The organism is Xanthobacter sp. NM-25 (assembly GCF_022138605.1).
Taxonomy (GTDB): domain Bacteria; phylum Pseudomonadota; class Alphaproteobacteria; order Rhizobiales; family Xanthobacteraceae; genus Xanthobacter.
Genome location: NZ_JACBFS010000004.1, coordinates 22,378 through 47,056, shown reverse-complemented (window position 1 = coordinate 47,056; position 24,679 = coordinate 22,378). Strand labels below are relative to the sequence as shown.

Sequence of the window (24,679 nt, the reverse complement as noted above, 5' to 3'; positions counted from 1 at the left end):
CCTCCCACAACACGCACAGCACGACACGAACCGCAAAGGCTGCCCCATGTTCAATCGACGCGATCTCCTCCGCCTCGCCGCCGCCGGCGTCTCGCTAGCCACCATGCCCGTGGCCCGCGCCGCCGACGGCACGCCCGTGCGCGGCGGGCATCTGGTGAGCATCGTCGTGCCCGAGCCGCAAAACCTCGGCATCGCGGTTTCGAACCCCACCATCGTCATCGCGGCGAACATCTTCGATGGCCTTGTGACCTATGACGAGACCGGGACGCCCCAGCCCCGCCTCGCCGAGCGGTTCGAGCAATCCCCCGACGGTCTCACCCTCACCTTCCACCTGCGCCAGGGCGTGAGGTGGCACGATGGGGTGCCGTTCACGGCCGCCGACGTGAAATATTCCATCCTGGACGTGGTGAAGAAGACCCACCCGCGTGGGCGCGGTACCTATCAGCATCTCGAAGACATCGAGACGCCGGACGATCACACGGTGGTGTTGAAGCTGGCGAAGCCCTCCCCGGTGATCTGGGCGGCGCTTTCGGCCAACGAAACCCAGATCTTCCCCAAGCATCTCTATGAAGGCACCGACCCACTCACCAATCCGTGGAACGTCAAGCCCATCGGCACCGGTGCCTTCATCTTTAAGGAGTGGGTGCGCGGCAGCCACATCACATTGGAGCGGAACCCCAATTATTGGGATGCCGGCAAGCCCTATCTCGATCGCATCACCTTCAAGGTGGTGCCCGATGCCGGCACCCGCGCCGCCGCGCTGGAGACCGGCGAGGTGCAGTACATTCCCCTGAGCCCGGTGCCCCTGTCCGATGTGGAGCGGCTGGCGAAGCGTGGTGACGTGGTGGTGGAAACGCGGGGCTGGGAGGCGGTGTCGCCGATCTTCTTCTTCGACTTCAACCTTCGCCGCAAGCCGTTCGACGACATCCGGGTGCGGCGCGCCATCGCCTATGCCATCGACCGGCGCGCCCTCGCCCGCAACGTCTGGTACGATTTCGCGGTGCCGGCCACGAGCCCGGTGCCGGCGAGCCAGAAGCAATTCTACGCGCCGGACCTGCCGCAATATGAATACGACCCCAAGAAGGCGGAGGCGCTGCTGGACGAGGCGGGGTTGAAGCGCGGCCCGGACGGCGTGCGCCTGCGCTTCACCCACCTCAACCATACCTATGGCGACGACTTCAAGCGCTCGGGCGAATTCATCCGCCAGCAGTTGAAGCGTGTCGGCGTCGAGGTGGAGCTCATCAATTACGACCTGCCCACCTTCCTGCGCAAAGCCTATACGGACTACGATTTCGACACGCTGAACGTGTTCTATGCCGCCTTCTCCGATCCTCAGCTCGGCGTGCAGCGGCGCTTCTGGAGCCGCAACATCCAGCCCGGCTCGCCCTGGAGCAATGCTTCCGGCTATTCCAACCCGGAGTTCGACGCGGTGGTGGAAGAAGCCGCGGTGGAAGCGGACGTGGCCAAGCGCAAGGCGCTTCTGGCGCGCCTGCAGTTGATCGCCCAGACCGATATTCCCTCCATCTCCCTGCTGGAGCTGAAGCAGTTCCGCGTCTGGTCGAGCCGGCTGAAGGGCGTGGATGTGAGCCCGGTCGGCGTCTACGGCAGCCTCGGCTCCGCCTGGCTCGAACCGGTGCCGAGCACCAGGGGCTGAGCCCCCGTCGCGGGCGGGCCCGGCGGTTCAACCCAGCCGCCGGGCCTTGCACGCCCGGTGCCACTTCGGAGCGCTTGCCCGCTTCATGACGACCGCACGGGCCCGAATGACAGCCCGCACGACTTCCACGCACCATCACCCAACCTTCGCCCATCTCTTTTGTGGCAACGCTCAAATTTTAATTGAGTTATTTTATCGATTTTATTAAATTAAGAGGATCGACACCTCAGCAGGGCGCTCCGCCCCGCCTCTGAGAGAGGATCCCTTGCCCCTGCATCCGTCCCAGCTTGCGTCCGCTGCCGCGGCCGTTTCCCCCTCCACCGCACCGCCGCTGGTGCTGGTGGATCTCAGCCGCCCGGCCCGGCCGAACCGGGCCCGCTCGGGCCTCACCAAGACTCTGCGCCTGCTGCTGCGCGCTTTGGTGCCGGCGGTGCTTCTAGTGGTGTGGCAGGGGGTGTGCGCGCTGCATCTGGTGAGCCCGGAAACCCTGCCCTCTCCGGCCGACATCATCGCCGCCTTCGCCGAGCTGATCCGCACCGGCGAGCTACAGAGCGCCATTCCCGCTTCCCTGGGGCGGGCGCTGGTGGGCCTGGCGCTGGGCGCCACCACCGGCCTCATCCTCGGCCTGTGCGCCGGCCTATGGCGGCTCGGCGAGGAATTGTCCGACGCGGCGCTGCAGATGCTGCGCACCATCCCCTTCATCGCCATGATTCCGCTGTTCATCATCTGGTTCGGCATCGGCGAGCAGGCGAAGATCGCGCTCATCTTCGGCGCCACCATCTTCCCCGTCTATCTCAACACCTATGCCGGCGTGCGCGGCGTGGACGCCAAGCTGGTGGAGGCGGCGCAGGTGTTCGGCCTCTCGCCCCGGCTGATCGCGCAGCGGGTCATCATCCCCACCGCCCTGCCCTCCATCCTGGTAGGCCTGCGCTATGCCGCCGGCGTGGCACTGCTGGCGCTGGTGGCCGCCGAGCAGATCAACGCGCGCTCCGGCATCGGCTTCATCCTCATTAACGCCAACCAGAACCAGCGCACCGACATCATCATCGCCGGCATCATCGTCTACGCGCTGCTCGGCATTCTCATCGATCTCGCCATGCGCGTGGTGGAACGCCTCGCTCTGCCCTGGAGGCCCAGCCTTGTCCCTGCATAGCTCGTCCCTGCATCACCCCGCGCCGGTGCGCGCCACCTCCTACATCCCCGCTCCCGATCCGTTCGCGGATAACCCGGTGGCGGTCCATCTCGCCGGCGTGCGGCGGGTGTTCAACGGCCGCGCGGTGCTCGACGGCATCGATCTTGACGTGCGGCGCGGCGAGTTCATCTCCCTGCTCGGGCCCTCCGGCACCGGCAAGACCACCCTGCTGCGCATTCTCGCCGGGCTCGACGGCGCCGATGGCGGCCGGGTGCAGGTGGCCGCCGCCCGCTCGGTGGTGTTCCAGGAGCCGCGCCTCGTCCCCGCCAAACGGGTGTGGCAGAACGTGCTGCTCGGCGCGCCACAGACCGCCGCCACCCGCACCGCTGCCGCCCGGGCTTTGGAAGAGGTGGGCCTCGGCCGCCACACGGACGCCTGGCCGCGCACCCTCTCCGGCGGCGAGGCGCAGCGGGTGGCGCTGGCCCGGGCGCTGGCCCGCGAGCCTCACCTCCTGCTGCTGGACGAGCCGTTCGCCGCCCTCGATGCCCTCACCCGCATCCGCATGCATGATCTGGTCGCCCAGCTGTGGCGGCGCCATCTGCCGGCGGTGGTGCTCGTCACCCACGACGTGGACGAGGCCATCCTCCTGTCCGATCGGGTCATCGTGCTGGCCGGCGGCAAGGTGCGCTTCGACGCGCGGCTCGATCTCGCCCGCCCCCGCCAGCGCGGCGACGACGCCTTCGTGGCCCTGCGCGCCCGCCTGCTCGCCGAGCTGGGCGTCGCCCCCTCCATCCCCCACCACGCCTGACCCTCTTCTGCGGAGCCCTCACCGTGACCTTGCCCGTTCTATCCCGCCGCCTGATCCTCGCCGCCGGCCTCGTGTTGTCTGCCACCCCCGCCTTCGCGGCGGAGGAGAAAGTGAAGCTCTTGGTCGGCTACCAGGATCTCACCGTGCCCAGCACCGTAGAGGCGTCCAAGGTGCTGGAAGGCGCGCCCTATGAGGTGCAATGGGTGATCCTGCCCGGCCCGGCGGCGCAATTGTCGGCGCTCTATTCGAAGAATATCGATGTGGGTCATATGGGCGACACCTCGCTCATCATCGAGCAGGGCAAGGCCAAGGAAGACTGGGACCCGGCGCGGCCGCCGCTGCAGATCGTCGCCGGCTGGCGCGCCACCGATGCCAAATATCCGCCCATCGTCACCGTGGCCCGCGCGGATGCCGGCATCAATACTTTGGCGGACCTGCGCGGCAAGACCTGGGCCTATAATTTCGGCGGGTTCAACTATCTCCAATACGTGCTCTCCGGCATCAAGGCGGGGCTGACGCCGAAGGATTACGAGCCGGTGCAGCTCGGCGATCAGAACGCCTCGGCCGCCGCCTTCAACTCCGGCCGGGCGCAGGCCTATTCCGGCTCCATCGCCCCGGTGGCGGAAGGCATCGAGAGGGGCAGCGCCAAGGTCATCGTCACCAGCGACGCCCTCGACATTCCCGCCCTCAACGTCTTCACCGCCCGCGGCGATGTGCTCAAGGACCCGGCCAAGGCCGCCGCTCTGGCCGATTTCCTGGCCCGCGTGCGCAGCCATTGGACCTGGTATGCCAACAATCTCGATACGGTGGAAAAGCTCTATGTGGAGAAGGTGAAGCAGACGCCCACCCGCGCCAAGCTCACCACCGCCTATCAGAACGCCACCTTCCAGCCGCTGGATGACAAGCTGGTGGAACGTGAGCAGAAGATCGCCGACATCCTGTTCGAGGCCGGTGCGATCCCCAAGAAGATCGACGTCAGCGTCGAGTTCAACCGCGCCTTCAACACCGCCACGGTCGGCGGCAACTGAGTCGGGGCGCTCGTTCAACAGGAGGATCACGCCATGACTCTTTCGTCCCCGGCAATCCCTCTGCCGGCCGCCGACACCGCCGCGCTGGCGCGCCTCGCCGCCGAGGTGCGCCAGGATCTGGAGCGCATCGGCGAGACCGGGGCCGACTGGGTGCCCGCGCCCGACGGCATCGATCACAACGTGGTGGTGGTGGGCGCCGGGCAGAGCGGCCTTGCCATCGCCCTCGGCCTCAGGCGTGCCGGCATCGGCCGTGTGGAGGTGGTGGATCAGGCCCTGGCGGGAGCGGAAGGCATCTGGCGCGGCCCCGCCCGCATGAACGTGCTGCGCACCCCCAAGGTGCCGCCGGGCCCGGAGCTGGGATTGCCCAGCCTCTCATTCCAGGCCTGGTTCGAGGCCGCCTACGGCCGCGAGGCCTATGCCGCGCTGCCGGCGATCCCGCGCACCCTCTGGGCGGACTATATCGACTGGTTCCGCACCGCCGCCGACATCCCCGTCCGCAACGGCGTACGCCTGGAGCGGGTAGAGCCGCAGGCGGGGCACCTCAACCTCCATTTCAGTGCCGGCGAGGCGCCCTTCACCCGCACCGCCCGCAAGCTGGTACTGGCCACCGGCATTGCCGGCTCCGGCGGCCCGTTCATTCCGGAGGTGGTGCGCCAAGGCCTGCCGGCCACCCTCTATGCCCACACGCACGCCTTCGATCCCGCCGCCCTCAAGGGCCGCACGGTGGCGATCCTGGGCTCGGCGGCCTCGGCGTTCGATGCGGCGGGCGCGACGTTGGAGGCCGGCGCACGGGCGGTGCACCTGTTCGCCCGCGGCGACGATCTCGCCCGCGGCTCGGCCATGAAACCTTTCTCCTTCTTCGGCGCCTGGGAGCATTTCTACGCGCTACCCGATGCCGACCGCTGGCAGGTGATGCGCCATTTCCGGCGGCGCGCCGCGTTCCCGCCGGTGCCCGCGGTGAAGCGAGCGACAGCCTTCGCCAATTTTCACATTCATCTTGACGCCGATTGGGGGCGCACCGCGCCCCACGACAGCGGCGTGCGCATCACGCTGCGCTCTGGCGAGACCTTCCATGCGGACCATGTGCTGCTCGGCACCGGGTATCTGGCCGATCCACACCTGACCCCTGCCTTCGCCGACTTCGCCACGGACATCGCCCGCTGGTCCGATGTGGTGCCGAGCGCCAGCACCGACGATGAGGCGCTCGCCGCCGCCCCCTATCTCGGCGCCGGTTTCGAGCTGGTGGCACGGCCGGGGCAGAACGCGCCGTTCCTCGCCGACATCCATTTCATGGCCTTTTCGGCCATGACCTCCACCGGCCGGCCGGTGGGCGACATCGCCAGCCTGCGCCACAATGTGCCGCGCGTAGTGGCCGCCATCGGCCGCGATCTCTTCCTGAAGGATCGGGCGCTGCATCTCGGCCGGTTCCTGGCGCCCGTGGCGGACACCGATCTGCCGCGCGACGCCTATGCGGCCGCGCTGGCCGCGCCCGCGGAAGCGGCGGAATAAACCGGCCTGGGCGGAGCGAGCCAGTCCCCGCCTGTTCCTTCGCCCACGCCAAAGCGGCGGGCCGGCCCCCAGGACCGGCCCGCCGTCTCATGTCAGCCCCACACCTTGAAGGAGACCGTGTCGTCGGCCTCGATCTGGCGCAGCAGGTCCACCTCCCAATCCAGATAGCGCTGGAACGCGGCATGACGGTCGCCGTCTTCCTGATAGGGGGAGCGCCAGACGTCATCGGCCGTGTGGAGCAGGCGCGAAAGGCTGCTTTCCAGCGGCAGACCCGCCGCCTGCCAGCCCAGCGTGCCGCCATCGAGCACCCACACCTCGCGGCCGGCGCCGGCGAGGTCCGCCACCGCCAGCGCCGCCAGCCGGCCATCGGCGGAGGTAAGCACCAGCGGACGCGGCGGCAGATCGGCGATGCCCACAGGAAGGCGGGAGCGGACGGCGAAATGCGCCCCGGGCACATGGCCGCGCTCGTAAGCCAGGCTGGAGTCGAGATCGAGCACCACCACCGCATCCTGCGCCAGCAATTGCTGCAGCCGCTCCGGGGTCAGCCGGGGCACCGTGGGCAGAGGCCCCAGCACCGGAGGGGCATCGGGCCCGCGGTCGAGGCCGGACGCCCGCGGATCGAGGGTGGTGACGAACACCTCGCCGATGCCGAGCTGGATCAGCCAGGACGCGGTGATGGCGGCGCGCACCCCGTCGGCATCGTCCACGAGCACGATGCGGGCATTGCGGGTGCCGATCCAGCGATCGGTGGCCTGCACCAATTGGCCGCCTTCCGCCCACCGGCTGTCGGGCAGGTGGCCCGCCTCATATTCCGCGCGGGTCCGCACATCCAGAAGGTAGAGGCTGCGGGCCTCCCGCTCCGCCGCCAGCCGGGCGAGGCCTGCGGCGTCCAAGTGGCGGATGCCGAAGCGCGCGGCAAGCCGCGCCACTGTGGCGCGTGCCTTCTCCAGGGCGTCGCCTTCAGGCGCCGGAGCGGGGCGCTGGGCGCCATGGGCGAGGCCATAACCCTCGAACAGCCAGGCCATGGTGCCGTTTTCCAGGGCCACCACCGGGTTGGGCAGGCCGGCATTGATGAGGGCCTGGGCGCCGATGATAGAGCGGGTGCGCCCAGCGCAATTGACCACCACGAGCGTGTCGTCGGAGCCGACCAGCCCATGCACGCGATAGGGCAGCTCGGCATTGGGCACCGCATGGGCGCCGGGAATGCTGAAGGCCTCGAACTCCTCCAGCGTGCGCCCGTCCAGCACCACCAGATCCTCGCCCCGGTCGATCCGGGCTTTCAGATCCCGTGCCGAGAGGTGCGGGGTGCCGTAAGCGTGCTCCACGAACTCGCCGAAGGCCTTGGAGAATACGTTGGCGCCGGTGTAGAGCGCACCGCCCGATTCGGCCCAGGCGGCGGTGCCCCCGTCGAGCACCGTGACATCCCGATAGCCGGCGGCCTGGAGCCAGTGGGCCGCCCGCGCCGCCAGCGTGCCCTCGCCGTCGTCCACCACCACCACCGGCGCATCGAAGCGCCCCAGCAGGGCGCTGGCGCGCAGCTCGATCTGGCTCAAGGGAAGCGGCACCGATTGCAGGATGTGGCCGGAGCCGGAGCGCACTCCCTCCTCCCGCACATCGACAACGGCGATCTCGCCCGATTCCGACAACAGCCGGCGCAAGGCCGCGGGAGTGATGCGCGCCACCACCTCGGCGGCGAGCCGGCGGTCGGCAAAGGCGGATGGGTGGGTCGAAAAAGCAGCAGGGACGGCGCTCATAGCAGAAGCTCCTGTGGGGGATGGCGCATGGTCTTCGCTTTGATTTATTATTTCAATTGATTTTATTGACTAATGCAAAAGCGACTGCTTACCTAAGCCTCCGATCGCCGCCGCACCGGGTTGCCGCGCCCGGAGCCCGCATCGCCGGAGAGTGAAATGAACTTTGCCATGCCCCATGGACCTGGGACGACATCCGGGAGCGGAACCGACGGTGGCGAGCAATTGCTCTGGTCGCGCCTGCGCCGCGAGGCGCGGCTCGCGGTGGACGAGGAGCCACTGCTGGCCGGCGTGCTGCAGGCCACGATCCTCGATCAACCCGATCTCGCCCACGCCTTCGCCTATCGGCTGGCCAACCGCCTCGGCGGCGGCGACCTGAGCCGCCTGGCGGTGCGCGACATCTTCGCCGCAGCGCTCGCGGCGCGGCCTTCACTGCGCATCGCCTTCGCCGCTGATCTCGCCGCCATCTATGATCGCGACCCCACCTGCCGGCGCTATCTGGATCCCTTCCTTTACTACAAGGGCCTGGCGGCGCTCGAAGCCTACCGCATCGCCCATTGGCTTTGGGCGGATGGACGAACAACCCTGGCCCTGCACTTCCAAAGCCGGATCTCGGAAGTGTTCCAGGCCGACATCCACCCCGCCGCCCGTATCGGCACCGGCGTGTTCATCGATCACGCCACCGCGGTGGTGATCGGCGAGACCGCCGTGGTCGCCGACGACGTGTCCATCCTCCAGTCGGTCACCCTCGGCGGCAACGGCAAGGACCGGGGCGACCGGCACCCCAAGATCGGCCGCGGCGTGCTGCTCTCCGTGGGCGCCAAGGTGCTCGGCAACATCCGCGTGGGCGAAGGCGCGCGGGTCGCTGCCGCCGCCGTGGTGCTGCATGACGTGCCCGATTTCGCCACCGTCGCCGGCGTGCCCGCCAAGGTGATCGGCCAGGCGCCCACCACCGGCCCGTCCCAGTCCCCCGCCTTCACCATGGATCAGATGTTCGGCGACGGCATCTGATCCCCCAACGACCCAGCCACCACACAAGGCCCCATCATGAGCGCCCAAAGATTGAGTGTCAGCGCGGCCGCCGCCCGGAATCTGGCGACCGCGAGCGTAACCGTCGTCCAGAATTCAGAAAATACGCCGCGTTGGCTGCATCGCCTTCTGCCCTGGGTGGACGTCGCCGGCGGCGTCTATCGCGTCAACCGCCGTTCGGTGCTGGTGCCGAAGCCGGGCCGGGTGGCGGTGGCCGAGAGCGATGGCGCGACCCGCATCGTGCCGGAGAGCCTCGCCGCCATTCCCCTGCTGAGCGATCTCGACGCGGATGCCGCCCGCGCCCTCGCCGCGGCCTTCACCGTGAGCCGCCACGGCGCCGGCGAGGTCATCGCCGCGCCTGCGGCAGATGGCCAGAAACTGCTGGTGGTGGCCGATGGCACCCTCGAATATTTCGTCACCGGCCCGTTCGGCGGCCTGTTGCGCCAGGGACTCGCCACCCGCGGCGACTATTTCGGCGATCATGCCCTGGTGGGTGAAAAGCGCCATGTGCCGGGCATCAAAGCCCTTTCCGACGTGACCCTACTGAGCCTCGATGTGGCCACCCTCGCCGGCCTCAACGCGGTGCGCGATGCCATCGCCGCCACCGCCACCCGGCTGAAAGCCCTGGAGGCCGTGACCAACCCCTATGGCGAGCCGCGCATCAAGCTGCTCTCCGGCCACACCGGTGAGCCCGAGCTGCCCACCACCTTCGTGGATTATGAGGAGCGTCCGCGCGAATATCACCTCTCCACCATCCAGACCGTGCTGCACACCCACACCCGCATTACCGATCTTTATTCCAACGAGATCGACCAGCTGCGCGAGCAGATCCGCCTCACCGTGGATGCGGTGAAGGAGCGGGAGGAATGGGAGCTCATCAACAATCCCGATTTCGGCCTGCTGGCAGAGGTGGCGCCGCGCTTCCGCATTCCCACCCGTTCCGGCCCGCCGACCCCCGACGATCTCGATGAATTGCTGACCCTGGTGTGGAAGCGCCCCGCGTTCTTCGTGGCCCATCCGCGCACCATCGCCGCTTTCGGCCGCGAGGCGACCCGGCGCGGTGTGCCGCCGGTGGTCATCCATCTCTATGGCTCGCCGTTCCTGACCTGGCGCGGGGTGCCGCTGGTGCCCTCCGACAAGCTGCCCATCACCGTCGATCCCGCCAGCGGCATCGCCTCCTCCTCCATCCTGCTGCTGCGGGTGGGCGAGGCGGAACAGGGCGTGGTGGGGCTGCAGAAGGCCGGCGTCACCGGCGAGGTGGAGCCGGGCCTGTCGGTGCGCTATTCGGGCACCAACGAGCACTCCATCGCCTCCCACCTGGTCACCCGGTATTTCTCGGCGGCGGTGCTGATCGAGGATGCCATCGCCCGTCTCGATAACGTGCTCATCGGCCGCTACCATGACTACGCCTGAGGCCCCCGCGAACCGGTCCGGCGCCGCTGAGGCGCCGCTCACCGCCAATCCGTTCCACACCACCCTCATCACCCGCCTCGCCAACGCCCTCTACCGCGAGGGCGAAGGCGGACAGGCCGCCGGACCGCTCTGGGAAGATCTAAGTCTCCCCAGCGGCCCGGATCTGCGCACGGTGGCGGTGCCCGGCCTTACCGGCCGGGTGCTGGCAACCGATCCATCGGCACACAGCCGCGATCACACGGCACCGGTACATCCGGTGGCGCAGCCCTCGGCGCTGACGCCGGCGCCAACTCCAGCGTTGCCGGCCTCACCGGGATCCTGGCGCCGGATCTCAGTGGTCGACACGCCGGCGGGCATCGGCCGCGATGATCCCTTCGCCACGCCCGATTTTTATTTCCTCACCCCCGGCACCTCGCGCACGGCGCCGGGCCGCGCAACCGCCGCCCGGGTCGGCCCCACGGGCACGCCGCTGGGCTTCGACCCTTACGTGGTGCGGCGGGATTTTCCCGCCCTCCACCAGAAGGTGAACGGGCACCCGCTGGTGTGGCTGGACAATGCCGCCACCACCCACAAGCCGCAGAGCGTCATCGACGCAACGTCGGATTTCTACGCCCACGACAATTCCAACATCCACCGCGCCGCCCACACCCTGGCGGCCCGCTCCACCGACCTGTTCGAAGGTGCGCGGAACAAGCTCGCCCGCTTCATCAACGCCGCCAGCGCACGGGAGATCATCTTCGTGCGCGGCACCACCGAGGCCATCAATCTGGTGGCCAACACCTTCGGCCGCAGCCAGATCGGCGCCGGCGACGAGATCATCGTCAGCGCCATCGAGCACCACGCCAATATCGTGCCCTGGCAGCTCCTGGCCCAGGCCACCGGCGCGGTGCTCAAGGTGGCGCCGGTGAACGACCGGGGCGAGATGATCCTGGAGCAGTTCGCCGCCCTGCTCACCGGCCGCACCAAGCTGGTGTCGGTGACCCACGTGGCCAATGCCCTGGGCACCGTGCTGCCGGTGGCGGAGATCATCGCCATCGCCCACGCCCATGGGGTTCCAGTGCTGCTGGATGCAGCCCAGTCCTCGCCCCACATGCCGCTCGACGTGCGGGCGCTCGACGCCGACTTCCTGGTTCTGTCCGGCCACAAGATCTTCGGCCCCACCGGCATCGGCATCCTCTACGGCAAGGCCGAGATCCTGGAAAATCTGCCGCCGTGGCAGGGCGGCGGGCACATGATCCGCGACGTCACCTTCGCCCGCACCGCATTCCAGGGGCTGCCCGAGCGGTTCGAGGCCGGCACGCCGGACATTGCAGGCGCGGTGGGTCTCGGGACGGCGGTGGATTATCTCCAAAGGACCGGCCTACCCGCCATTGCAGCCTATGAGCACGCGTTGCTTGACTATGCCACGGCGGGGCTTGAGGAGGTGCGCGGCCTCACCCTGATCGGCACCGCCCGCCACAAGGCGAGCGTGCTCTCCTTCGTGATCCGCGACAAGGATCCCCAAGACGTGGCAAAATTCCTTGATCGCCGCGGCATCGCCGTACGGTCGGGGCATCATTGCGCGCAGCCGGCCCTGCGCCGGTTCGGCGTGGAGGCGACGGTGCGTGCCTCCCTCGCCTTCTACAACACCCGCGAGGACGTGGACGCCCTGGTGACAGCGCTCCACGCTTTGCCGAAGAGCTGAACAGGAGGCCCCATGGCCGAAATCATCTCCATCGCCGCATTGCGCAGCCGGCTTGAGAGCCAACCGGACCTCGTGCTCATCGACGTACGCACCCCAGCGGAATATGCGCAAGTGCATATTCCGCAAGCCTTGAGTGCTCCCCTCAGCGGGCTCGACCCGGAGGCGCTGGCCGTGAGCGGCCGCGCCCCGCGCGACCGGCGCATCCATGTCATCTGCCGCACTCAGAACCGCTCGAAGCTCGGCGCCGCCGCCTTCGAGAAGGCCGGATTTCCCGACGTGACGGTGGTGGAAGGCGGTACGGCCGGCTGGGAGGCCGCCGGCTTTCCGGTGACGCGCGGCGCGGTGGCGGTGATTTCGCTGGAACGGCAAGTACGTATCGCCGCCGGCAGTTTGGTCGTTCTGGGCGTGCTGCTGGCCGTTCTGGTGCATCCCGCCTTCATTGTGCTGTCGGGCTTCGTCGGTGCCGGGCTGGTGTTCGCCGGCATCACCGATATCTGTGGTCTCGGCCTGCTGCTGGCCCGAGCACCGTGGAACCAGCGCGTGGAGAAGGCTTGATCGTCAATACTTTACACATTTCCGACCGGCCGTCTGACGGACCAATCCGGTGAGCTTTGCCGCAAATTCGCCGGGGTTTCTCCGCCGACTTTCCTTGACCCTGTAAGTCTGGCGTAAGCTGAGCCGACGACTTTCCGCTCGACCTTCCAAGGCAGGATGAGTGGAGCGGATGTCTCAGCTGATCATCGAGCCCGGCGATGCCGAGCGGAGCGACGTCGAAGCGTTCATTCAGAACGTTTACCAGCGGCAATACGGGGCCCGGATCCAGGCTTTCGCCAGTCGTCTGATCTGCCGTTTCAGCCCCCGCGGCGACCTTCTGTGCGCCGCCGGATTGCGTCTTGCCGGGGATGGCTTTTTCTCCGAGCAATATCTCGGCGCGCCCATCGAGGCGCTGCTGACAGCCCGCGAGGGCCGAACGGTGCGGCGCGAGGAGGTGCTGGAAGTCACCACCCTCGCCGGTCGCTCGCCGCGAGACATCCGCCCCTTCGTCGACGACATCATCGGCTTCGGCGCCGACCACGGAATCGGCTGGGGCTTCTTCACCCTCACCCACCGCCTCAGCCTGCTGCTCGCCCACCGCGGCCTTGCCCCCATCCCCCTCGCCGAGGCCGACCCCGGCCGGGTGGCCGATGCAGCCGCCTGGGGACGGTATTATGCCACGTCCCCGAAGGTCTACGCCGTGCGCGGGGCTCCGCTGCTGCGCAGCCGCGTTCCGACAAGCCGGGAGGCGGGGCATGCGGACCTTCTTTGAGCAGGTTCTCGCGAACGCCCATGCGGCGCCGGAGCGCCCCTTGTTCAGCGATGCGGCGGGCACCCTCACCCGCCGCGGGCTGCTGGTGGAGGCGGGGCGGCTCGCCGCTCAGTTTCCCGCATCGGCGCGGGTGGTGGGCCTTTTGCTGCCGAACGGGCGGGAATGGGCGGTGGCGGCGTTTGCCTGCCTGATGTCCGGCCGGATCGCCGTGCCGCTGCCGCCCTTCTTCAGCCCCGCCCAGCTGGCCCATGTGATCGGCGATGCGGGGATCGATCTGGTGCTGACCACCGCCGGCGCCCCGGCCCTGCCCGGCCTTCCCTGCCTGTCGGTCCGGCTAGGTGATGGCGAGGGGCCGTGGCCCAGCTATCGCGAGGGATTTGGCGCCATCATCTACACCTCCGGCTCCACCGGCCGCCCCAAGGGGGTGCGCCATGAGAGCGGCCAGCTCGGCTGGTCGGCGGCGGCGCTCGCCAGCGCCATCGGCGCCACGGCAGAGGATTCCTATCTTTCGGTGCTGCCGCTGGCCCTTTTGCTGGAAGCGCTGTGCGCCGTGCTGGTGCCGGCCCTGGTGGGCGGGCGGACCTATTTCGACACAGCGCTCGCCGATGCCGTGGGGCACGGCCAGCCCACGGGCCTTGCGGCCACCTACGCCCATCATCAGCCCACCGTCGGCGTGCTGGTGCCCGAGCTGCTGCGCGTGTGGGTGGGGGAACTCGGCGCCACCGGCCGCAAGGCCCCGGAGAGCCTGCGCTTTGTCGCGGTGGGCGGCGCGCCGGTGCCGGCGGGAGTGGCGGCTGCCGCCTGGCAGCTGGGCATTCCGGTGCATGAGGGCTACGGCCTTTCGGAATGCTGCGCCGTGGTGGCCCTGAACCGGCCCGGTGCCCGGGTCGCGGGCACCGTGGGCGCGCCGCTGCCGGGGCTCGCGGTCTCCCTCGCCGCCGATGGCGAAATTCTGGTGGACGGCCCCTCGGTGACCGATGGCTATCTCGGCGGCCCACCGGCACGCCGCCCCTGGGCCACCGGCGATCTTGGCGCCTTCGACGATGCCGGCCGGCTGCGGGTGCTGGGCCGCAAGGACAATGTGATCGTCACCGCGCTGGGCCGCAATGTGCGCGCCGAATGGGTGGAGACCACCCTTCTCGACGATCCCGACATCGCCGCCTGCGCGGTGGTGGAGGCGCACGGCGCGGTGGCGGCGCTGATCCTGCCCACGGCCCCGGCGGAAACCGCCCTCACCACGGACCCCGCCCGCCTCATCGCCCAGGTGGCGACGCGCTGCTCCGGCCTGCCGGCCTATGCGCGCCCGGTCCGGATCGAAGCCCTGACCCGCGCCGAGGCCCAGGCGCTCCAGCTCCTCACCGGCAACGGCCGCATGCGCCGGCAGGCGGTGCGAGTCCATTTCGCCGCCGCCACATCCGCCGGCGCCGCCTGACCCCCCAATCAAGACGAAAGGCCCCCCACGTGACCCAGACCACCCAAACCGCACATTCCCCGGCGCACGCGCCGCGCTTCTATGAGCGCCTGACCCAGGAGACCACCGCCGAGCGGGAGCGCTTCCTGGCCATTCCCTTGGTGCAGCAGGCGCTGCGCAACGGCGCCCCCAAGGCGCTCTATGTGGCGTTCCTCACCGAGGCTTACCACCATGTGAAGCACACCTTTCCGCTGCTGGCCCTGGCCGCCTCCCGCACCGGCGACGAGCGCTATCAGGATGCGCTGATGGCCTACATGCAGGAAGAACGGGGCCACGAGAAATGGATCCTCGATGACATCCGCGCCTTGGGGGGCGATGCGGACGCGGCGCGGCGCGGCACGCCCGGCCCGGCCTGCCGCATCATGGTGGCGTTCGCCTATCACGCCATTGAGCATGTGAGCCCCTATGCCATGCTCGGCAGCGTGCATGTGCTGGAAGGCATGTCGGTGCTGCTGGCCGATCGGCTGGCCGATACCCTCAAGCACAGTCTCGGCACAAAGGGTGAAGCCGGCTTCACCTATCTGCGCACCCACGGCAGCCTCGACCAGGACCATGTGGCCTTCTTCCGCAATCTGGCGGACGGCATCGACGCGGCCGCGACCCAGGACCTGATCATCGATCACGCCAAGCTGTTCTACCGGCTCTATGGCGACATCTTCCGCGATCTCGGCGCCGGCGCGGAGCTGCATCATGCCGCGTGAGACCCCCGCCGCACGGCACGTGCTCATCACCGGCGGCGGCTCCGGCATCGGTCGGGCGCTGGCCCGGGAGGCGGCGCGCCGCGGCTTCAAGGTGGCCCTGTGTGGCCGCCGGGCCAAGGCCTTGGCGGAAACCGCCGCCGGCCTGCCCGCGTCCGCCGAGCCGCTCATCATTCCCTGCGATCTCACCTCCCCCGCCGATCGCCAGAAGCTGGTGGCGCGGCTCGGCGCCGCCTGGCCGGGGCTCGATGTCCTCATCAACAATGCGGGCGTGGTGGAGGGCGGCGATGTCTCCGCCCTCGATGACGCGGCGCTGGAAGCCACCTTCCGCACCAATGTGGTGGCGCCCATGGCGCTGACGCGGGACCTGCTGCCGCTTCTGGAAGCCGCCCGCCCGTCGCGGGTGGTGAATGTGGGCTCGGTGTTCGGCGACATCGCCTATCCCGGCTTTGCCGCCTATTCCGCCTCCAAATTCGCCTTGCGCGGCTTCTCCAGCGCCTTGCGGCGGGAATGGGCGGCGCGGGGTATCGGCGTCACCTATGTGGCACCGCGGGCCACCCGCACCGCGGCCGCGTCGGCCTTCGACGACCTCATCGCCACAACCCGTATGGCCCTCGATGCTCCGGAAGCGGTGGCCGGCCACATCTGGCGCGCCATCGCGGCGAGCCGCGACAGCGCCTATCCCGCTGGGCCCGAGCGGCTGTTCGTGCTGGTGCAGCGCCTCGCCCCCAAGCTCATCGACCGCGCCCTGACGCGCACCACCACACGGGCCGCCTGAAGGCGCCTTCCCCCCTCTCGCGCCCTGCCGGGCGCCCCCATTCAAAAAGGACACCCCATGCGCCACTCCCCCAAGCTGCTGCTGCGCGCCGCATTGCTCGCCACCGTCGCGCTGGCGGCGAGCCCCCTCGCCTGGTCGCCCGTAGCTTTTGCAGCCCCGCCTGCCGGCACCGAAGATGCCCTCGCCGCCCAGGTGCGGCAGATGCAGATCAAATGGGAAACCATCAAATTCACGGTGCCGGAAGGCGACCGCCAGACCGAACAGATGAACGCTCTGGGCGCCGAAGCGGACACCATGGCGGAGAAGAATCCGGATCGGGTGGAAGCGCTGATCTGGGATGGCATCATCACCTCGGAGCGGGCCTCCATGGTCAACCCCATCTCCGCTTTGTCGCTGGCGACGCGGGCCCGCGACACCCTGGAGAAGGCCTATCGCATGAGCCCCACCGCCCTTGATGGCGGCGCGGCCACCAGCCTCGGCGTGCTCTATTATCGGGTGCCCGGCTTCCCCGTGGCGTTCGGCGACAAGAAGAAGGCCCGCCATCTGTTGGAGCAGGCCACCGCCGCCGCGCCCAACGGCCTCGACGCCTGGTATTTCTATGGCGACTTCCTGATGGACCAGGGCGAATACGTCAAGGCTCACGAGGCCTTCACCCATGCGCTGGCCATCGCACCCAACCCGCAGCGCCCGTTGTGGGACAAGAACCGCCGCCTGGTGATCCAGGAGAAGCTCGAAAAGATCCAGGCCAAGCTGTGATGAGTGCCGTGACCGAAACATCCCCCGCGGCCGAGCGGCGGCTGTGGCATCGGCTCGGGTGCCAGCTCGCCCATCCCGAGGGCACCACGGGCCGGGTGATGGGCCACCTGATGGCGCGCCTGAACCGGGAGCCCAACCGCCACGCCATCAAGGCGCTGCGCCTGGAGCCGGATGATGACGTGCTGGAAGTGGGCTTTGGCCCTGGCGAGGCCCTGGTGCAGATCGCTCGCCGGGTCACGCGGGGCCGCATCTGCGGCCTCGATGGCTCGCCCACCATGCTGGAGCAGGCCGGGCACCGCAACGCCAGGATGATCGACGCCGGCCGCATGGAGCTGCGCTGCGGCGACATGCGCCGCCTGCCCTGGGCCGATGCCAGCTTCAGCAAGCTGCTGGCGGTGAATGTGGCCTATTTCTTCGATCCGGAAGGGTTGGCGGCGGCCGAGCTGCATCGGGTGCTGCGCCCCGGCGGCCTCCTCGCCCTTTACGTGACGGAGCGGGCCACCATGGCCCATTGGCCGTTCGCCGGGCCGGACACCCACACCACCTATGACGGCGCGGACCTCGAACGGGTGCTGCGCGCCAGCGGCTTTCGCGCGCAAAACCTCCAGGTGCGCCCCCTGGCGCTGCCCTTCGGCATCGCCGGCCTCGTCGTCACCGCAGCGGCCTGAGCGTCCATCGGACGGGCCCCGCCTTCCCCCGCTTCCGCCGTGCCCCCGCCGCGGCGAGAGGCGCGCCGCTCTCCGTCAGCCCGCGCTGACGGCGGGCGGCGCGAGGGGCGGAAAGCGCATTTCCGCACTGCCCCCACCCCTCTCCCCATTGGACAGGACCAGTTCGCCCCCATGCACCAGCATGGTGCGCTCGACGATGGCAAGGCCGAGACCCACACCTTCCCGCCGATCACTGCGCACCAGCCCGCGCCGGCGATGCTCCGCATCCAGCACATCGGCGGGAAGGCCGGGGCCTTGATCGACAACGCGGATCGCGGGGGTATCGGTGACGACCACTAAGATCAGGCCACCCTCCGGCGAATGCTCCAGCGCATTGTCGATGAGATTGCGCAGGGCACGGAACACATCGTCGCGGCCGCCCGCCACCAGCACCGGCACCGGGCCGGCCTCCACCTCGATCAGGCGATGGCGGGCGATGATCTGCGGCGCCAGGAACGCGGCGGCCTCGCGCGCGGCGACGGCCAGATCCACCACATCCCCCGGCTCGATGCGGAAGCGGCCGAGCCGGACCCGATCCAGAAGCTGCTCCACCAGCCGCTCCATGCCCGCCAGCTCCCGCTCCAGCACCCGCGCGAACGGTGCATCGGTGGCGGCGAGCTGCGCCTTCATCACCGCTAGCGGGGTGCGGAGCTCATGGGCCATGTCACCGACGAATTCTTCCTGCGCGCGGTAGCCCTCCCGCAGCCGGCCCAGCGCCTGGTTCACCGCCCGCACCAGGGCCAGTACGTCATCCGGCAGGCCCTGCTCGCTCAGGGTCACCGAGACCCCGCCGGGCTGGATCCGTTCCGCCTGTTGGGCCGTCTGCGCCAATGGTCGCAAGGCGATGCGCGCCACCAGAAGGTTGGTGCCGAGCATGATCAGCATGAAGGGAATCCACAGCCAGGCGATGTCCTGCAGAAACTCCTCCAGCACCGAATCGAAGACCACGTCGCTGCTGGGGAACACCACCTGCACATAGGCCGGGGGCTGCAAGCCCGGCACCTGGAGCGACAGCCCATAGAGCGCCTCGGCCGAACCGCCCTGGGGCAGCTCGAAATAGCGCTCCGCCTCATCGGCCACCGGCACCAGCGCATCCTTCATGTCCGGCGAGCCGGCGATGCGCTCGCCGGAGGCACCGAGCACGATGAAATGGCCCCCCTCCTGGGCGATGCGATGCACGGTGGAGGTGCGGATGGGGCCGAAGGTGCCGGTGGCGTCAGGCCGCACGTCCTTGGCGATGCTCATGGCGAAGGAATGCAGCGTGCCTTCCCGGAACCGGGTGTTGATGGCATCGAAGCGCACATAGAGGAACAGGGCGGCGACGCACACCGCCAGCACGCTCACCACCACCATGCCCAGCATGAGCCGGCCGAACAGGCCGCGGACCGCCCGCCTCACGGCGCGATCCTCGCCAAGAGATAGCCGATGCCGCGCAGGGTGTGGATCTCCACATCAGCCCCCACGCCCGACAATTTCTTGCGCAGGCGGTGGATCAGCACCTCGATGGCATTGGAGCTCACCTCCTCGCCATGGCCGTACAGCGCCTCCTCCAGCGCCGCCTTGGAGACCACCACACCGCTGCGGCGCAGCAGCAGCTCCAGCGCGCCCACCTCGCGCCGGCTGAGATCGAGGCCCGTGCCGGCCACCGTGGCGCGGCGGGCGGCGGTGTCGAGCTCCACATTGCCCTCCTTGAGGGCAAGGCCGGCCGGCGCCCCCGGCCGGCGCAGCAACGCCCTGAGCCGCGCCACCAGCTCATCCATGTTGAAGGGCTTGCGCATGTAGTCGTCGGCGCCGCCATTGAGGCCGGCGATGACGGAAGCGGCATCATCGCGGGCGGTCAGCACCAGAACCGGCGTGCCGAGCCCGCGGCGGCGGATGAGGGCCAGCACCTCCATGCCGTCGAGGTCGGGCAGCCCGAGATCGAGGATGATGGCATCATAGCCCGTGGCCCGCAGCGCCACCTCCGCATCCCCCGCCGCGCCCACCGCGTCCACCGCGAATCCGGCGGCGCGCAGGGCGCTGGTGGTGAGCGCATTGAGGCGCGTGTTGTCTTCAACGAGCAGAATGCGCATGGGCCGCCCCGCACAGGAGCGGCCACTTAAGGCACCAATTATGGCGCAAAAGCCAGCCATGGCGCTCCTGTGCGCCTTCTGTTGTCAGGCGTCGCCGCTCTCACTATAGATCGCAGCGGATGAGACGGGCGCGACCCTGTCGCGCGAAGCAGGCTGGAAACCATGGTGGCACGCATCTACAAGCCGACCCGCAATGCCATGCAGTCGGGCGTGGCGAAGACCAAGCATTGGGTGCTCGAGTTCGAGCCCGAGCAGCCGCGGACCGTGGAGCCGCTGATGGGCTACACCTCATCCGGCGACATGCGCAGCCAGCTGCGCCTCTCGTTCGAGAGCAAGGAAGAGGCGATCGCCTACGCCGAGCGCGAAGGCATTCCCTACCAGGTGTTCGAGCCCCACGAGACGAGCCGCAAGAAGATCGCCTATTCGGACAATTTCGCGTTCCGCCGCATGGGCGCCTGGACCCACTGAGCGGCAGCCTCGCCTCCGGCCCCGTAGCTCAGCTGGATAGAGCAAGTGCCTTCTAAGCACTAGGTCGCAGGTTCGAGCCCTGCCGGGGTCGCCATTTCGCGCTGGAGCAGGCCGCTGCAGCGCGCGGCCGGTGGGCGCTCGCTTCAGAGCCCGGCCGGCCTGCTGCTCACCACGGTGCGGATGGCGAACGACGACTGGATGCGTGCCACGCCCGGCAGGCGGGAGAGCACCTCCTTGTGCAGCCGTTCGTAATCAGCCGCGTTGCGAACCTCGATCTTCAGCAGATAGTCGGCCATTCCGGTCATCAGATAGCAGTCCGTCACCTCCGGGCAGCGCCGGGCCGCCGCCTCGAAGCGGTTCAGGAACTCCTCGGTCTGCCGGTCGAGGGTGATCTGGGTGAGCACCACCAGCCGGTCATCGGGCCCCGGCCGGTTGATCAGCGCCGTGTAGCCGCGAATGACGCCGGACCGCTCCAGCTGCCGCATGCGCCGCAGGCACGCCGAGGGCGACAGGCCGACCGCCGCCGCCAGATCCGCATTGGAGATCCGCCCATCGCCACGCAAAACCTGAAGAATGCGCGTGTCCACGTCGTCGAGACTGGTCATGGCAGAATCTTTCGCTGCAGCGCAGAAAATTGCAGCTCATGGCGCGCTTGAGCAGATAGTGGCAGCGATTCGCCGGAAATGTCTTCGCCACAGACGTACACTTGTCCATGTCCCGGAGGCAGAGGGCCGAGGGCGGGAGGCGGACATGCGCATTCTCATTCTCGGAAGCGGCGTGGTGGGGGTGGCCTCGGCCTATTATCTCGCCAAGGCCGGCCATCAGGTCACGGTGCTCGATCGTCAGCCCGGCGCCGGGCTGGAAACGTCGTTCGCCAATGCGGGCCAGGTGTCCCCCGGCTATTCGGCGCCGTGGGCCGGCCCCGGCATTCCGCTCAAGGCCATCAAATGGCTGATGATGCATCACCGGCCACTGGTGGTGTGGCCGAGCCTTGATCCCAAGCTCTATTTCTGGCTCGCCAGCATGCTGGCCAATTGCACCGAGGACGCCTACCGCCGCAATAAGGCGCGCATGGTGCGCCTCGCCGAGTTCAGCCGCGACGCGCTCAAGGCGCTACGGGCGGAAACCGGCATCACCTATGACGACCGCGCCAAGGGCACCCTGCAATTGTTCCGCACCCAGAAGCAGCTGGACCACGTGGGTGCCGACACGGTGGTGCTCGATGCCCACGCCGTGGCCTATGAGGTGCTCGATCGGGCCGGCTGCATCGCCGCGGAGCCGGCCCTGGCCCGGGTGAAGGAGAAGTTCGTGGGTGGCCTGCGGCTGCCCGGCGACGAGACCGGCGATGCCCACCTCTTCACCCAGCGGCTGGCAGCGCTGGCCGCCGGCATGGGCGTCACTTTCCGCTATGGCCAGACCATCGAGGCCCTGCGGCACGAGGGCGGGCGCATCACCGGCGTAACCCTGAAGGGGGGCGAGGTGACCACCGCCGACCTCTATGTGGTGGCCATGGGCAGCTATTCCCCGGCGCTGGTGGCGCCGCTGGGCATCCGCCTGCCCATCTATCCGGTGAAGGGCTATTCGCTCACCCTGCCCATCACCGATCCGCAGGCCGCGCCCGAATCCACGGTGATGGACGAAACCTACAAGGTGGCCATCACCCGGCTCGGTGATCGGATCCGCGTGGGTGGCACCGCCGAGCTGGCGGGCTTCGACCTGCGGCTGCGGGACCCGCGCCGGCAGACCCTGGCCTTCTCCGTGAGTGATCTGTTCCCCGATGGCGGCGATCTCGACAAGGCCAGCTTCTGGACCGGCCTGCGGCCCATGACACCCGATGGCACCCCCATCGTCGGCCCCACCCCCTTTGCCAACCTGTTCACCAACACCGGCCATGGCACTCTGGGCTGGACCATGGCCTGCGGCTCTGGAAAGGTGCTGGCCGATCTCATCGGCGGGGGCGCGCCGGATATCGCCGCCGACGATTTCGCCTTGTCGCGCTACGCGGCCGCCGCCTGAGCGGGCACCGCCCGGTCAAGTCCGCCCCTCAGGCCGACCTCCAGCGGGTCGGCAGCGGGTCCAGCCCGTCCCGCTCCAGGCCGAGGGCGAATTCCACCGCCCGCGCGATCATCGCGTCGGTCTTGTCGATACCGCTCACCTGCACCTGCGCGCCGCCCATGATCTCGGCTACCGGCTGGCCGGCGCGCACCGCCACTCCCGGCCGCAACAGGCCGCGCAGCCGCCCCTCCATGGGGGCCGCGAGCAGGGTGGTGCCCACCAGTCCCAGCATGTCGCCGGCGGGGACCGTCTCGCCGATGCGGCGCATGGAGTGGAACACCCCGTCAACCGGCGCCGCCACCAGATCCTGCGCGCGGCCATGCCGGCGCGGGCCGCCCTGCGCCGGGCCAGCCCGCAGCACGGCGCCGGGATCGGCCCCGCCCACTTCCATCACCAGGTCGCAATCGGTTCCCGCGCAGCCGCCCGGCCCCAGTACCAGCACCAGCTCCATGGCCAAGCCGGCCCGATCCGCCCCCGGCCCGCGCGCATCCACCAGCGCATCCCAGGGCCAACGAGCGACATCCGCCAGCCGTGGCAGGGTCAAAAGCGGAATGAACATGCCGCTCCGCAGGCCGGCCAACAGCTCTCCATCGTTCCCCACCCGCCGCGCCTCGACACCGCCCAGGGTCGCGCTGCCGTCGAACCAGGCATCGCCATAGGCCATGCGGCGGCGCAGCAGGGCGGGCGGTCCTGCCTCATGCAGAGCCACCGCATAGCCCGACAGCAGCAGAGTGCGCGCCACCGCCGATGCCATCTCATCCACCCCGCAGACGAGGACGCTGCCCTTGTCCCCCATTCGGCGCCCTCCCCTGTGATCCGACAGCAGCTTCAGCGCCGCTCCGGCATTATCGGCTGTTCCCCACACATGGCGCTCGGCGCCGCGACGGCCGCGCGCAAGCAAGCCGCCGCCCCGACCTTCCCCCTCCGGAGGCCGGGACGGCGGATGCCCCCCAGACGACGCCGCAATGCGGCGCCGGGATGGATCAGGCGGTGAGCTCGGCGGCGGTCTTGCCCACCTGGCTCTCGTCCACGGCCTTCATGATGCCGTGCTCCATGAGCAGGTCTTCCAGCTCGTCCATGGTGATGGGGGTGGGGATGATGCCGTTGCCCACATTGGCGTGCACCTTGGTCGCCAGGTTGCGATAGTGCTGCGCCTGCTGGGACTCGGGCGCATACTCCACCACGGTCATGCGACGCAGCTCGGCGTGCTGCACGATGTTGTCGCGCGGCACGAAGTAGATCAGCTCGGTGCCGAGCTTCTTCGCCAGGGACTCCGCCAGTTCATACTCCTTGTCGGTCTGGCGCTCGTTGCACACCAGCCCGCCCAGGCGCACGCCGCCGGAGTTGGCATACTTCAGAATGCCCTTGGAGATGTTGTTGGCCGCATACATGGCCATCATCTCGCCGGACATGACGATGTAGATCTCCTGGGCCTTGTTCTCACGGATGGGCATGGCGAAGCCGCCGCACACCACGTCGCCGAGCACGTCGTAGGATACATAGTCGATGTCCTCGTAGGCGCCGTTCTCCTCCAGGAAGTTGATGGAGGTGATCACGCCGCGGCCGGCGCAGCCCACGCCCGGCTCCGGACCGCCGGACTCAACGCACTTGATGTCCTCGAAGCCGATCTTCATCACGTCTTCGAGCTCGAGGTCTTCCACCGAGCCGGCGTTGGCCGCCAGCGACAGGATGGTGTCCTGGGCCTTGGCGTGCAGGATCAGGCGGGTGGAGTCCGCCTTCGGGTCGCAACCCACGATGAGGATCTTGTGACCCATCTGCGCCAGGGCGGCGAGGGTGTTCTGGGAGGTGGTGGACTTGCCGATGCCACCCTTGCCATAGAAAGCAATCTGCCTCAGGCCCATGCTGATCTCCTGAATGAGAGCACCCGCCGCGGCCGACCAGGCTGGCCGAACCCTCAAGCGCATGACACGACGAAATGCTGCAGAGGACTTGAGCAAGACCAGTGCCAACAACAGTTGTACTGCGACCCGACGGGCGCTCTAAGGGAGATGGGGCCGGACGCCCAACCACGCCGCACTAAATTTCTACCGATTTTTCATCATGCTATGATGCATGATCGCGGATCGCCTGCCGGGCGATAGGTCATCGCTATGATTTATCATTATATGACGATGGTCGGTCGGCGCCGCAGCGCCACCACCGTTGGTGCTGCGCCCACAGCCAGCAACTGCTGCGGTTTTCCGTTATTTCTCTGCCACCTGGATCCTGGCCGCGCAGCCGCCCAGGAGATCGCGACACAATGGCCTGCCACGGCGCGCTCTGTTGCAAAGCACACAGGGATGTCACAAACGCCACAGCTTCCCCTGCCTTGAGGGCGCCGCCCGCAGATCTTGGCGCGC

The 24,679-nt window shown here is 68.8% G+C and carries 23 protein-coding genes and 1 tRNA gene; 18 read left to right on the top strand and 6 right to left on the bottom strand.

Annotated features, from left to right (window positions below):
• Nucleotides 1-46 precede the first annotated feature (46 nt).
• From MEU52_RS11925 to MEU52_RS11905, 5 genes are all read left to right on the top strand, one after another.
• Nucleotides 47-1,654 (top strand): ABC transporter substrate-binding protein, encoded by a 1,608-nt coding sequence (locus MEU52_RS11925; protein ID WP_238122515.1) that lies wholly within the window; start codon nt 47-49, stop codon nt 1,652-1,654.
• 265 nt (nt 1,655-1,919) lie between these two features.
• Nucleotides 1,920-2,807, top strand: a complete 888-nt coding sequence (locus MEU52_RS11920; protein ID WP_238122514.1) for an ABC transporter permease — start codon at nt 1,920-1,922, stop codon at nt 2,805-2,807.
• A gap of 43 nt (nt 2,808-2,850) precedes the next feature.
• Nucleotides 2,851-3,594, top strand: a complete 744-nt coding sequence (locus MEU52_RS11915; protein ID WP_443267083.1) for an ABC transporter ATP-binding protein — start codon at nt 2,851-2,853, stop codon at nt 3,592-3,594.
• A gap of 23 nt (nt 3,595-3,617) precedes the next feature.
• Nucleotides 3,618-4,622, top strand: coding sequence for a PhnD/SsuA/transferrin family substrate-binding protein (locus MEU52_RS11910; RefSeq protein ID WP_238122513.1), 1,005 nt, complete (start codon nt 3,618-3,620; stop codon nt 4,620-4,622).
• A 33-nt stretch (nt 4,623-4,655) separates the two neighbouring features.
• Nucleotides 4,656-6,131 (top strand): NAD(P)-binding domain-containing protein, encoded by a 1,476-nt coding sequence (locus MEU52_RS11905; protein WP_238122512.1) that lies wholly within the window; start codon nt 4,656-4,658, stop codon nt 6,129-6,131.
• Between the two features lie 92 nt (nt 6,132-6,223).
• Here MEU52_RS11905 and MEU52_RS11900 read toward each other — a convergent pair whose 3' ends face one another.
• Entirely contained in the window at nt 6,224-7,885 is a 1,662-nt protein-coding gene (locus MEU52_RS11900; protein WP_238122511.1) for a rhodanese-like domain-containing protein, read from the bottom strand.
• Nucleotides 7,886-8,053: 168 nt separating this feature from the next.
• Between MEU52_RS11900 and cysE the strand changes: the two genes are divergently transcribed.
• The 10 genes from cysE (at nt 8,054) to MEU52_RS11850 (ending at nt 17,685) form a co-directional block, all read left to right on the top strand.
• The gene (gene cysE / locus MEU52_RS11895) at nt 8,054-8,893 is read left to right on the top strand and encodes a serine O-acetyltransferase (protein ID WP_238122510.1); all 840 of its coding nucleotides are present in this window, start codon (nt 8,054-8,056) and stop codon (nt 8,891-8,893) included.
• Between the two features lie 36 nt (nt 8,894-8,929).
• Nucleotides 8,930-10,324 (top strand): family 2B encapsulin nanocompartment shell protein, encoded by a 1,395-nt coding sequence (locus MEU52_RS21825; protein ID WP_273546299.1) that lies wholly within the window; start codon nt 8,930-8,932, stop codon nt 10,322-10,324.
• Entirely contained in the window at nt 10,311-12,008 is a 1,698-nt protein-coding gene (locus MEU52_RS11885; RefSeq protein WP_238122509.1) for a cysteine desulfurase, read from the top strand. The genes MEU52_RS21825 and MEU52_RS11885 overlap by 14 nt, the downstream gene beginning before the upstream one ends.
• Nucleotides 12,009-12,020: 12 nt before the next feature.
• Complete coding sequence (locus tag MEU52_RS11880; protein WP_238122508.1) at nt 12,021-12,563, top strand: rhodanese-like domain-containing protein; 543 nt, start codon at nt 12,021-12,023, stop codon at nt 12,561-12,563.
• A 169-nt stretch (nt 12,564-12,732) separates the two neighbouring features.
• Complete coding sequence (locus tag MEU52_RS11875) at nt 12,733-13,314, top strand: thermostable hemolysin (protein ID WP_238122507.1); 582 nt, start codon at nt 12,733-12,735, stop codon at nt 13,312-13,314.
• Nucleotides 13,298-14,746, top strand: coding sequence for an AMP-binding protein (locus tag MEU52_RS11870; RefSeq protein ID WP_238122506.1), 1,449 nt, complete (start codon nt 13,298-13,300; stop codon nt 14,744-14,746). The genes MEU52_RS11875 and MEU52_RS11870 overlap by 17 nt, the downstream gene beginning before the upstream one ends.
• A 29-nt stretch (nt 14,747-14,775) precedes the next feature.
• Entirely contained in the window at nt 14,776-15,486 is a 711-nt protein-coding gene (locus tag MEU52_RS11865; RefSeq protein WP_238122505.1) for a TenA family transcriptional regulator, read from the top strand.
• Nucleotides 15,476-16,261, top strand: a complete 786-nt coding sequence (locus tag MEU52_RS11860) for an SDR family NAD(P)-dependent oxidoreductase (protein ID WP_238122504.1) — start codon at nt 15,476-15,478, stop codon at nt 16,259-16,261. Before MEU52_RS11865 ends, MEU52_RS11860 begins: the two co-directional genes overlap by 11 nt.
• A 57-nt stretch (nt 16,262-16,318) precedes the next feature.
• Nucleotides 16,319-17,017, top strand: a complete 699-nt coding sequence (locus MEU52_RS11855) for a tetratricopeptide repeat protein (RefSeq protein WP_238122503.1) — start codon at nt 16,319-16,321, stop codon at nt 17,015-17,017.
• Nucleotides 17,017-17,685 carry a class I SAM-dependent methyltransferase gene (locus MEU52_RS11850; RefSeq protein WP_443266785.1) on the top strand — a complete coding sequence of 223 codons (669 nt, stop codon included), beginning with the start codon at nt 17,017-17,019 and terminating at the stop codon, nt 17,683-17,685. Before MEU52_RS11855 ends, MEU52_RS11850 begins: the two co-directional genes overlap by 1 nt.
• 75 nt (nt 17,686-17,760) lie before the next feature.
• On the opposite strand, the gene MEU52_RS21965 is transcribed toward MEU52_RS11850, so the two are convergent.
• Both MEU52_RS21965 and MEU52_RS11840 read right to left on the bottom strand, forming a co-directional pair.
• Nucleotides 17,761-19,122 carry a sensor histidine kinase gene (locus MEU52_RS21965; protein WP_238122501.1) on the bottom strand — a complete coding sequence of 454 codons (1,362 nt, stop codon included), beginning with the start codon at nt 19,120-19,122 and terminating at the stop codon, nt 17,761-17,763.
• The gene (locus tag MEU52_RS11840; protein WP_238122500.1) at nt 19,119-19,796 is read right to left on the bottom strand and encodes a response regulator transcription factor; all 678 of its coding nucleotides are present in this window, start codon (nt 19,794-19,796) and stop codon (nt 19,119-19,121) included. The genes MEU52_RS21965 and MEU52_RS11840 overlap by 4 nt, the downstream gene beginning before the upstream one ends.
• A 162-nt stretch (nt 19,797-19,958) precedes the next feature.
• Here MEU52_RS11840 and MEU52_RS11835 point away from each other — a divergent pair, with 162 nt between their 5' ends.
• Together MEU52_RS11835 and MEU52_RS11830 are read left to right on the top strand one after the other, a co-directional pair.
• Nucleotides 19,959-20,264, top strand: coding sequence for an ETC complex I subunit (locus tag MEU52_RS11835; RefSeq protein WP_238122499.1), 306 nt, complete (start codon nt 19,959-19,961; stop codon nt 20,262-20,264).
• A 17-nt stretch (nt 20,265-20,281) separates the two neighbouring features.
• Nucleotides 20,282-20,358, top strand: a tRNA-Arg gene (locus MEU52_RS11830).
• A gap of 49 nt (nt 20,359-20,407) precedes the next feature.
• On the opposite strand, the gene MEU52_RS11825 is transcribed toward MEU52_RS11830, so the two are convergent.
• Nucleotides 20,408-20,869 (bottom strand): Lrp/AsnC family transcriptional regulator, encoded by a 462-nt coding sequence (locus MEU52_RS11825; RefSeq protein WP_238122498.1) that lies wholly within the window; start codon nt 20,867-20,869, stop codon nt 20,408-20,410.
• A 145-nt stretch (nt 20,870-21,014) separates the two neighbouring features.
• Between MEU52_RS11825 and MEU52_RS11820 the strand changes: the two genes are divergently transcribed.
• Nucleotides 21,015-22,280 (top strand): D-amino acid dehydrogenase, encoded by a 1,266-nt coding sequence (locus tag MEU52_RS11820; RefSeq protein ID WP_238122497.1) that lies wholly within the window; start codon nt 21,015-21,017, stop codon nt 22,278-22,280.
• Between the two features lie 28 nt (nt 22,281-22,308).
• Here MEU52_RS11820 and MEU52_RS11815 read toward each other — a convergent pair whose 3' ends face one another.
• Together MEU52_RS11815 and nifH are read right to left on the bottom strand one after the other, a co-directional pair.
• Entirely contained in the window at nt 22,309-23,115 is an 807-nt protein-coding gene (locus MEU52_RS11815) for a hypothetical protein (RefSeq protein WP_238122496.1), read from the bottom strand.
• A 187-nt stretch (nt 23,116-23,302) separates the two neighbouring features.
• Nucleotides 23,303-24,181 carry a nitrogenase iron protein gene (gene nifH / locus MEU52_RS11810; RefSeq protein ID WP_238122495.1) on the bottom strand — a complete coding sequence of 293 codons (879 nt, stop codon included), beginning with the start codon at nt 24,179-24,181 and terminating at the stop codon, nt 23,303-23,305.
• Nucleotides 24,182-24,679: the final 498 nt, after the last annotated feature.

Excerpts from the sequence above, each read along its gene's own strand:
- MEU52_RS11925 (WP_238122515.1), top strand. The coding sequence starts at position 47 with ATGTTCAATCGACGCGATCTCCTCCGCCTCGCCGCCGCCGGCGTCTCG.
- MEU52_RS11905 (WP_238122512.1), top strand. The coding sequence starts at position 4,656 with ATGACTCTTTCGTCCCCGGCAATCCCTCTGCCGGCCGCCGACACCGCC.
- MEU52_RS11900 (WP_238122511.1), bottom strand. The coding sequence starts at position 7,885 with ATGAGCGCCGTCCCTGCTGCTTTTTCGACCCACCCATCCGCCTTTGCC.
- cysE (WP_238122510.1), top strand. The coding sequence starts at position 8,054 with ATGCCCCATGGACCTGGGACGACATCCGGGAGCGGAACCGACGGTGGC.
- MEU52_RS21825 (WP_273546299.1), top strand. The coding sequence starts at position 8,930 with ATGAGCGCCCAAAGATTGAGTGTCAGCGCGGCCGCCGCCCGGAATCTG.
- MEU52_RS11885 (WP_238122509.1), top strand. The coding sequence starts at position 10,311 with ATGACTACGCCTGAGGCCCCCGCGAACCGGTCCGGCGCCGCTGAGGCG.
- MEU52_RS11880 (WP_238122508.1), top strand. The coding sequence starts at position 12,021 with ATGGCCGAAATCATCTCCATCGCCGCATTGCGCAGCCGGCTTGAGAGC.
- MEU52_RS11875 (WP_238122507.1), top strand. The coding sequence starts at position 12,733 with ATGTCTCAGCTGATCATCGAGCCCGGCGATGCCGAGCGGAGCGACGTC.
- MEU52_RS11870 (WP_238122506.1), top strand. The coding sequence starts at position 13,298 with ATGCGGACCTTCTTTGAGCAGGTTCTCGCGAACGCCCATGCGGCGCCG.
- MEU52_RS11860 (WP_238122504.1), top strand. The coding sequence starts at position 15,476 with ATGCCGCGTGAGACCCCCGCCGCACGGCACGTGCTCATCACCGGCGGC.
- MEU52_RS11855 (WP_238122503.1), top strand. The coding sequence starts at position 16,319 with ATGCGCCACTCCCCCAAGCTGCTGCTGCGCGCCGCATTGCTCGCCACC.
- MEU52_RS11850 (WP_443266785.1), top strand. The coding sequence starts at position 17,017 with ATGAGTGCCGTGACCGAAACATCCCCCGCGGCCGAGCGGCGGCTGTGG.
- MEU52_RS11840 (WP_238122500.1), bottom strand. The coding sequence starts at position 19,796 with ATGCGCATTCTGCTCGTTGAAGACAACACGCGCCTCAATGCGCTCACC.
- MEU52_RS11835 (WP_238122499.1), top strand. The coding sequence starts at position 19,959 with ATGGTGGCACGCATCTACAAGCCGACCCGCAATGCCATGCAGTCGGGC.
- MEU52_RS11825 (WP_238122498.1), bottom strand. The coding sequence starts at position 20,869 with ATGACCAGTCTCGACGACGTGGACACGCGCATTCTTCAGGTTTTGCGT.
- MEU52_RS11820 (WP_238122497.1), top strand. The coding sequence starts at position 21,015 with ATGCGCATTCTCATTCTCGGAAGCGGCGTGGTGGGGGTGGCCTCGGCC.
- MEU52_RS11815 (WP_238122496.1), bottom strand. The coding sequence starts at position 23,115 with ATGGGGGACAAGGGCAGCGTCCTCGTCTGCGGGGTGGATGAGATGGCA.
- nifH (WP_238122495.1), bottom strand. The coding sequence starts at position 24,181 with ATGGGCCTGAGGCAGATTGCTTTCTATGGCAAGGGTGGCATCGGCAAG.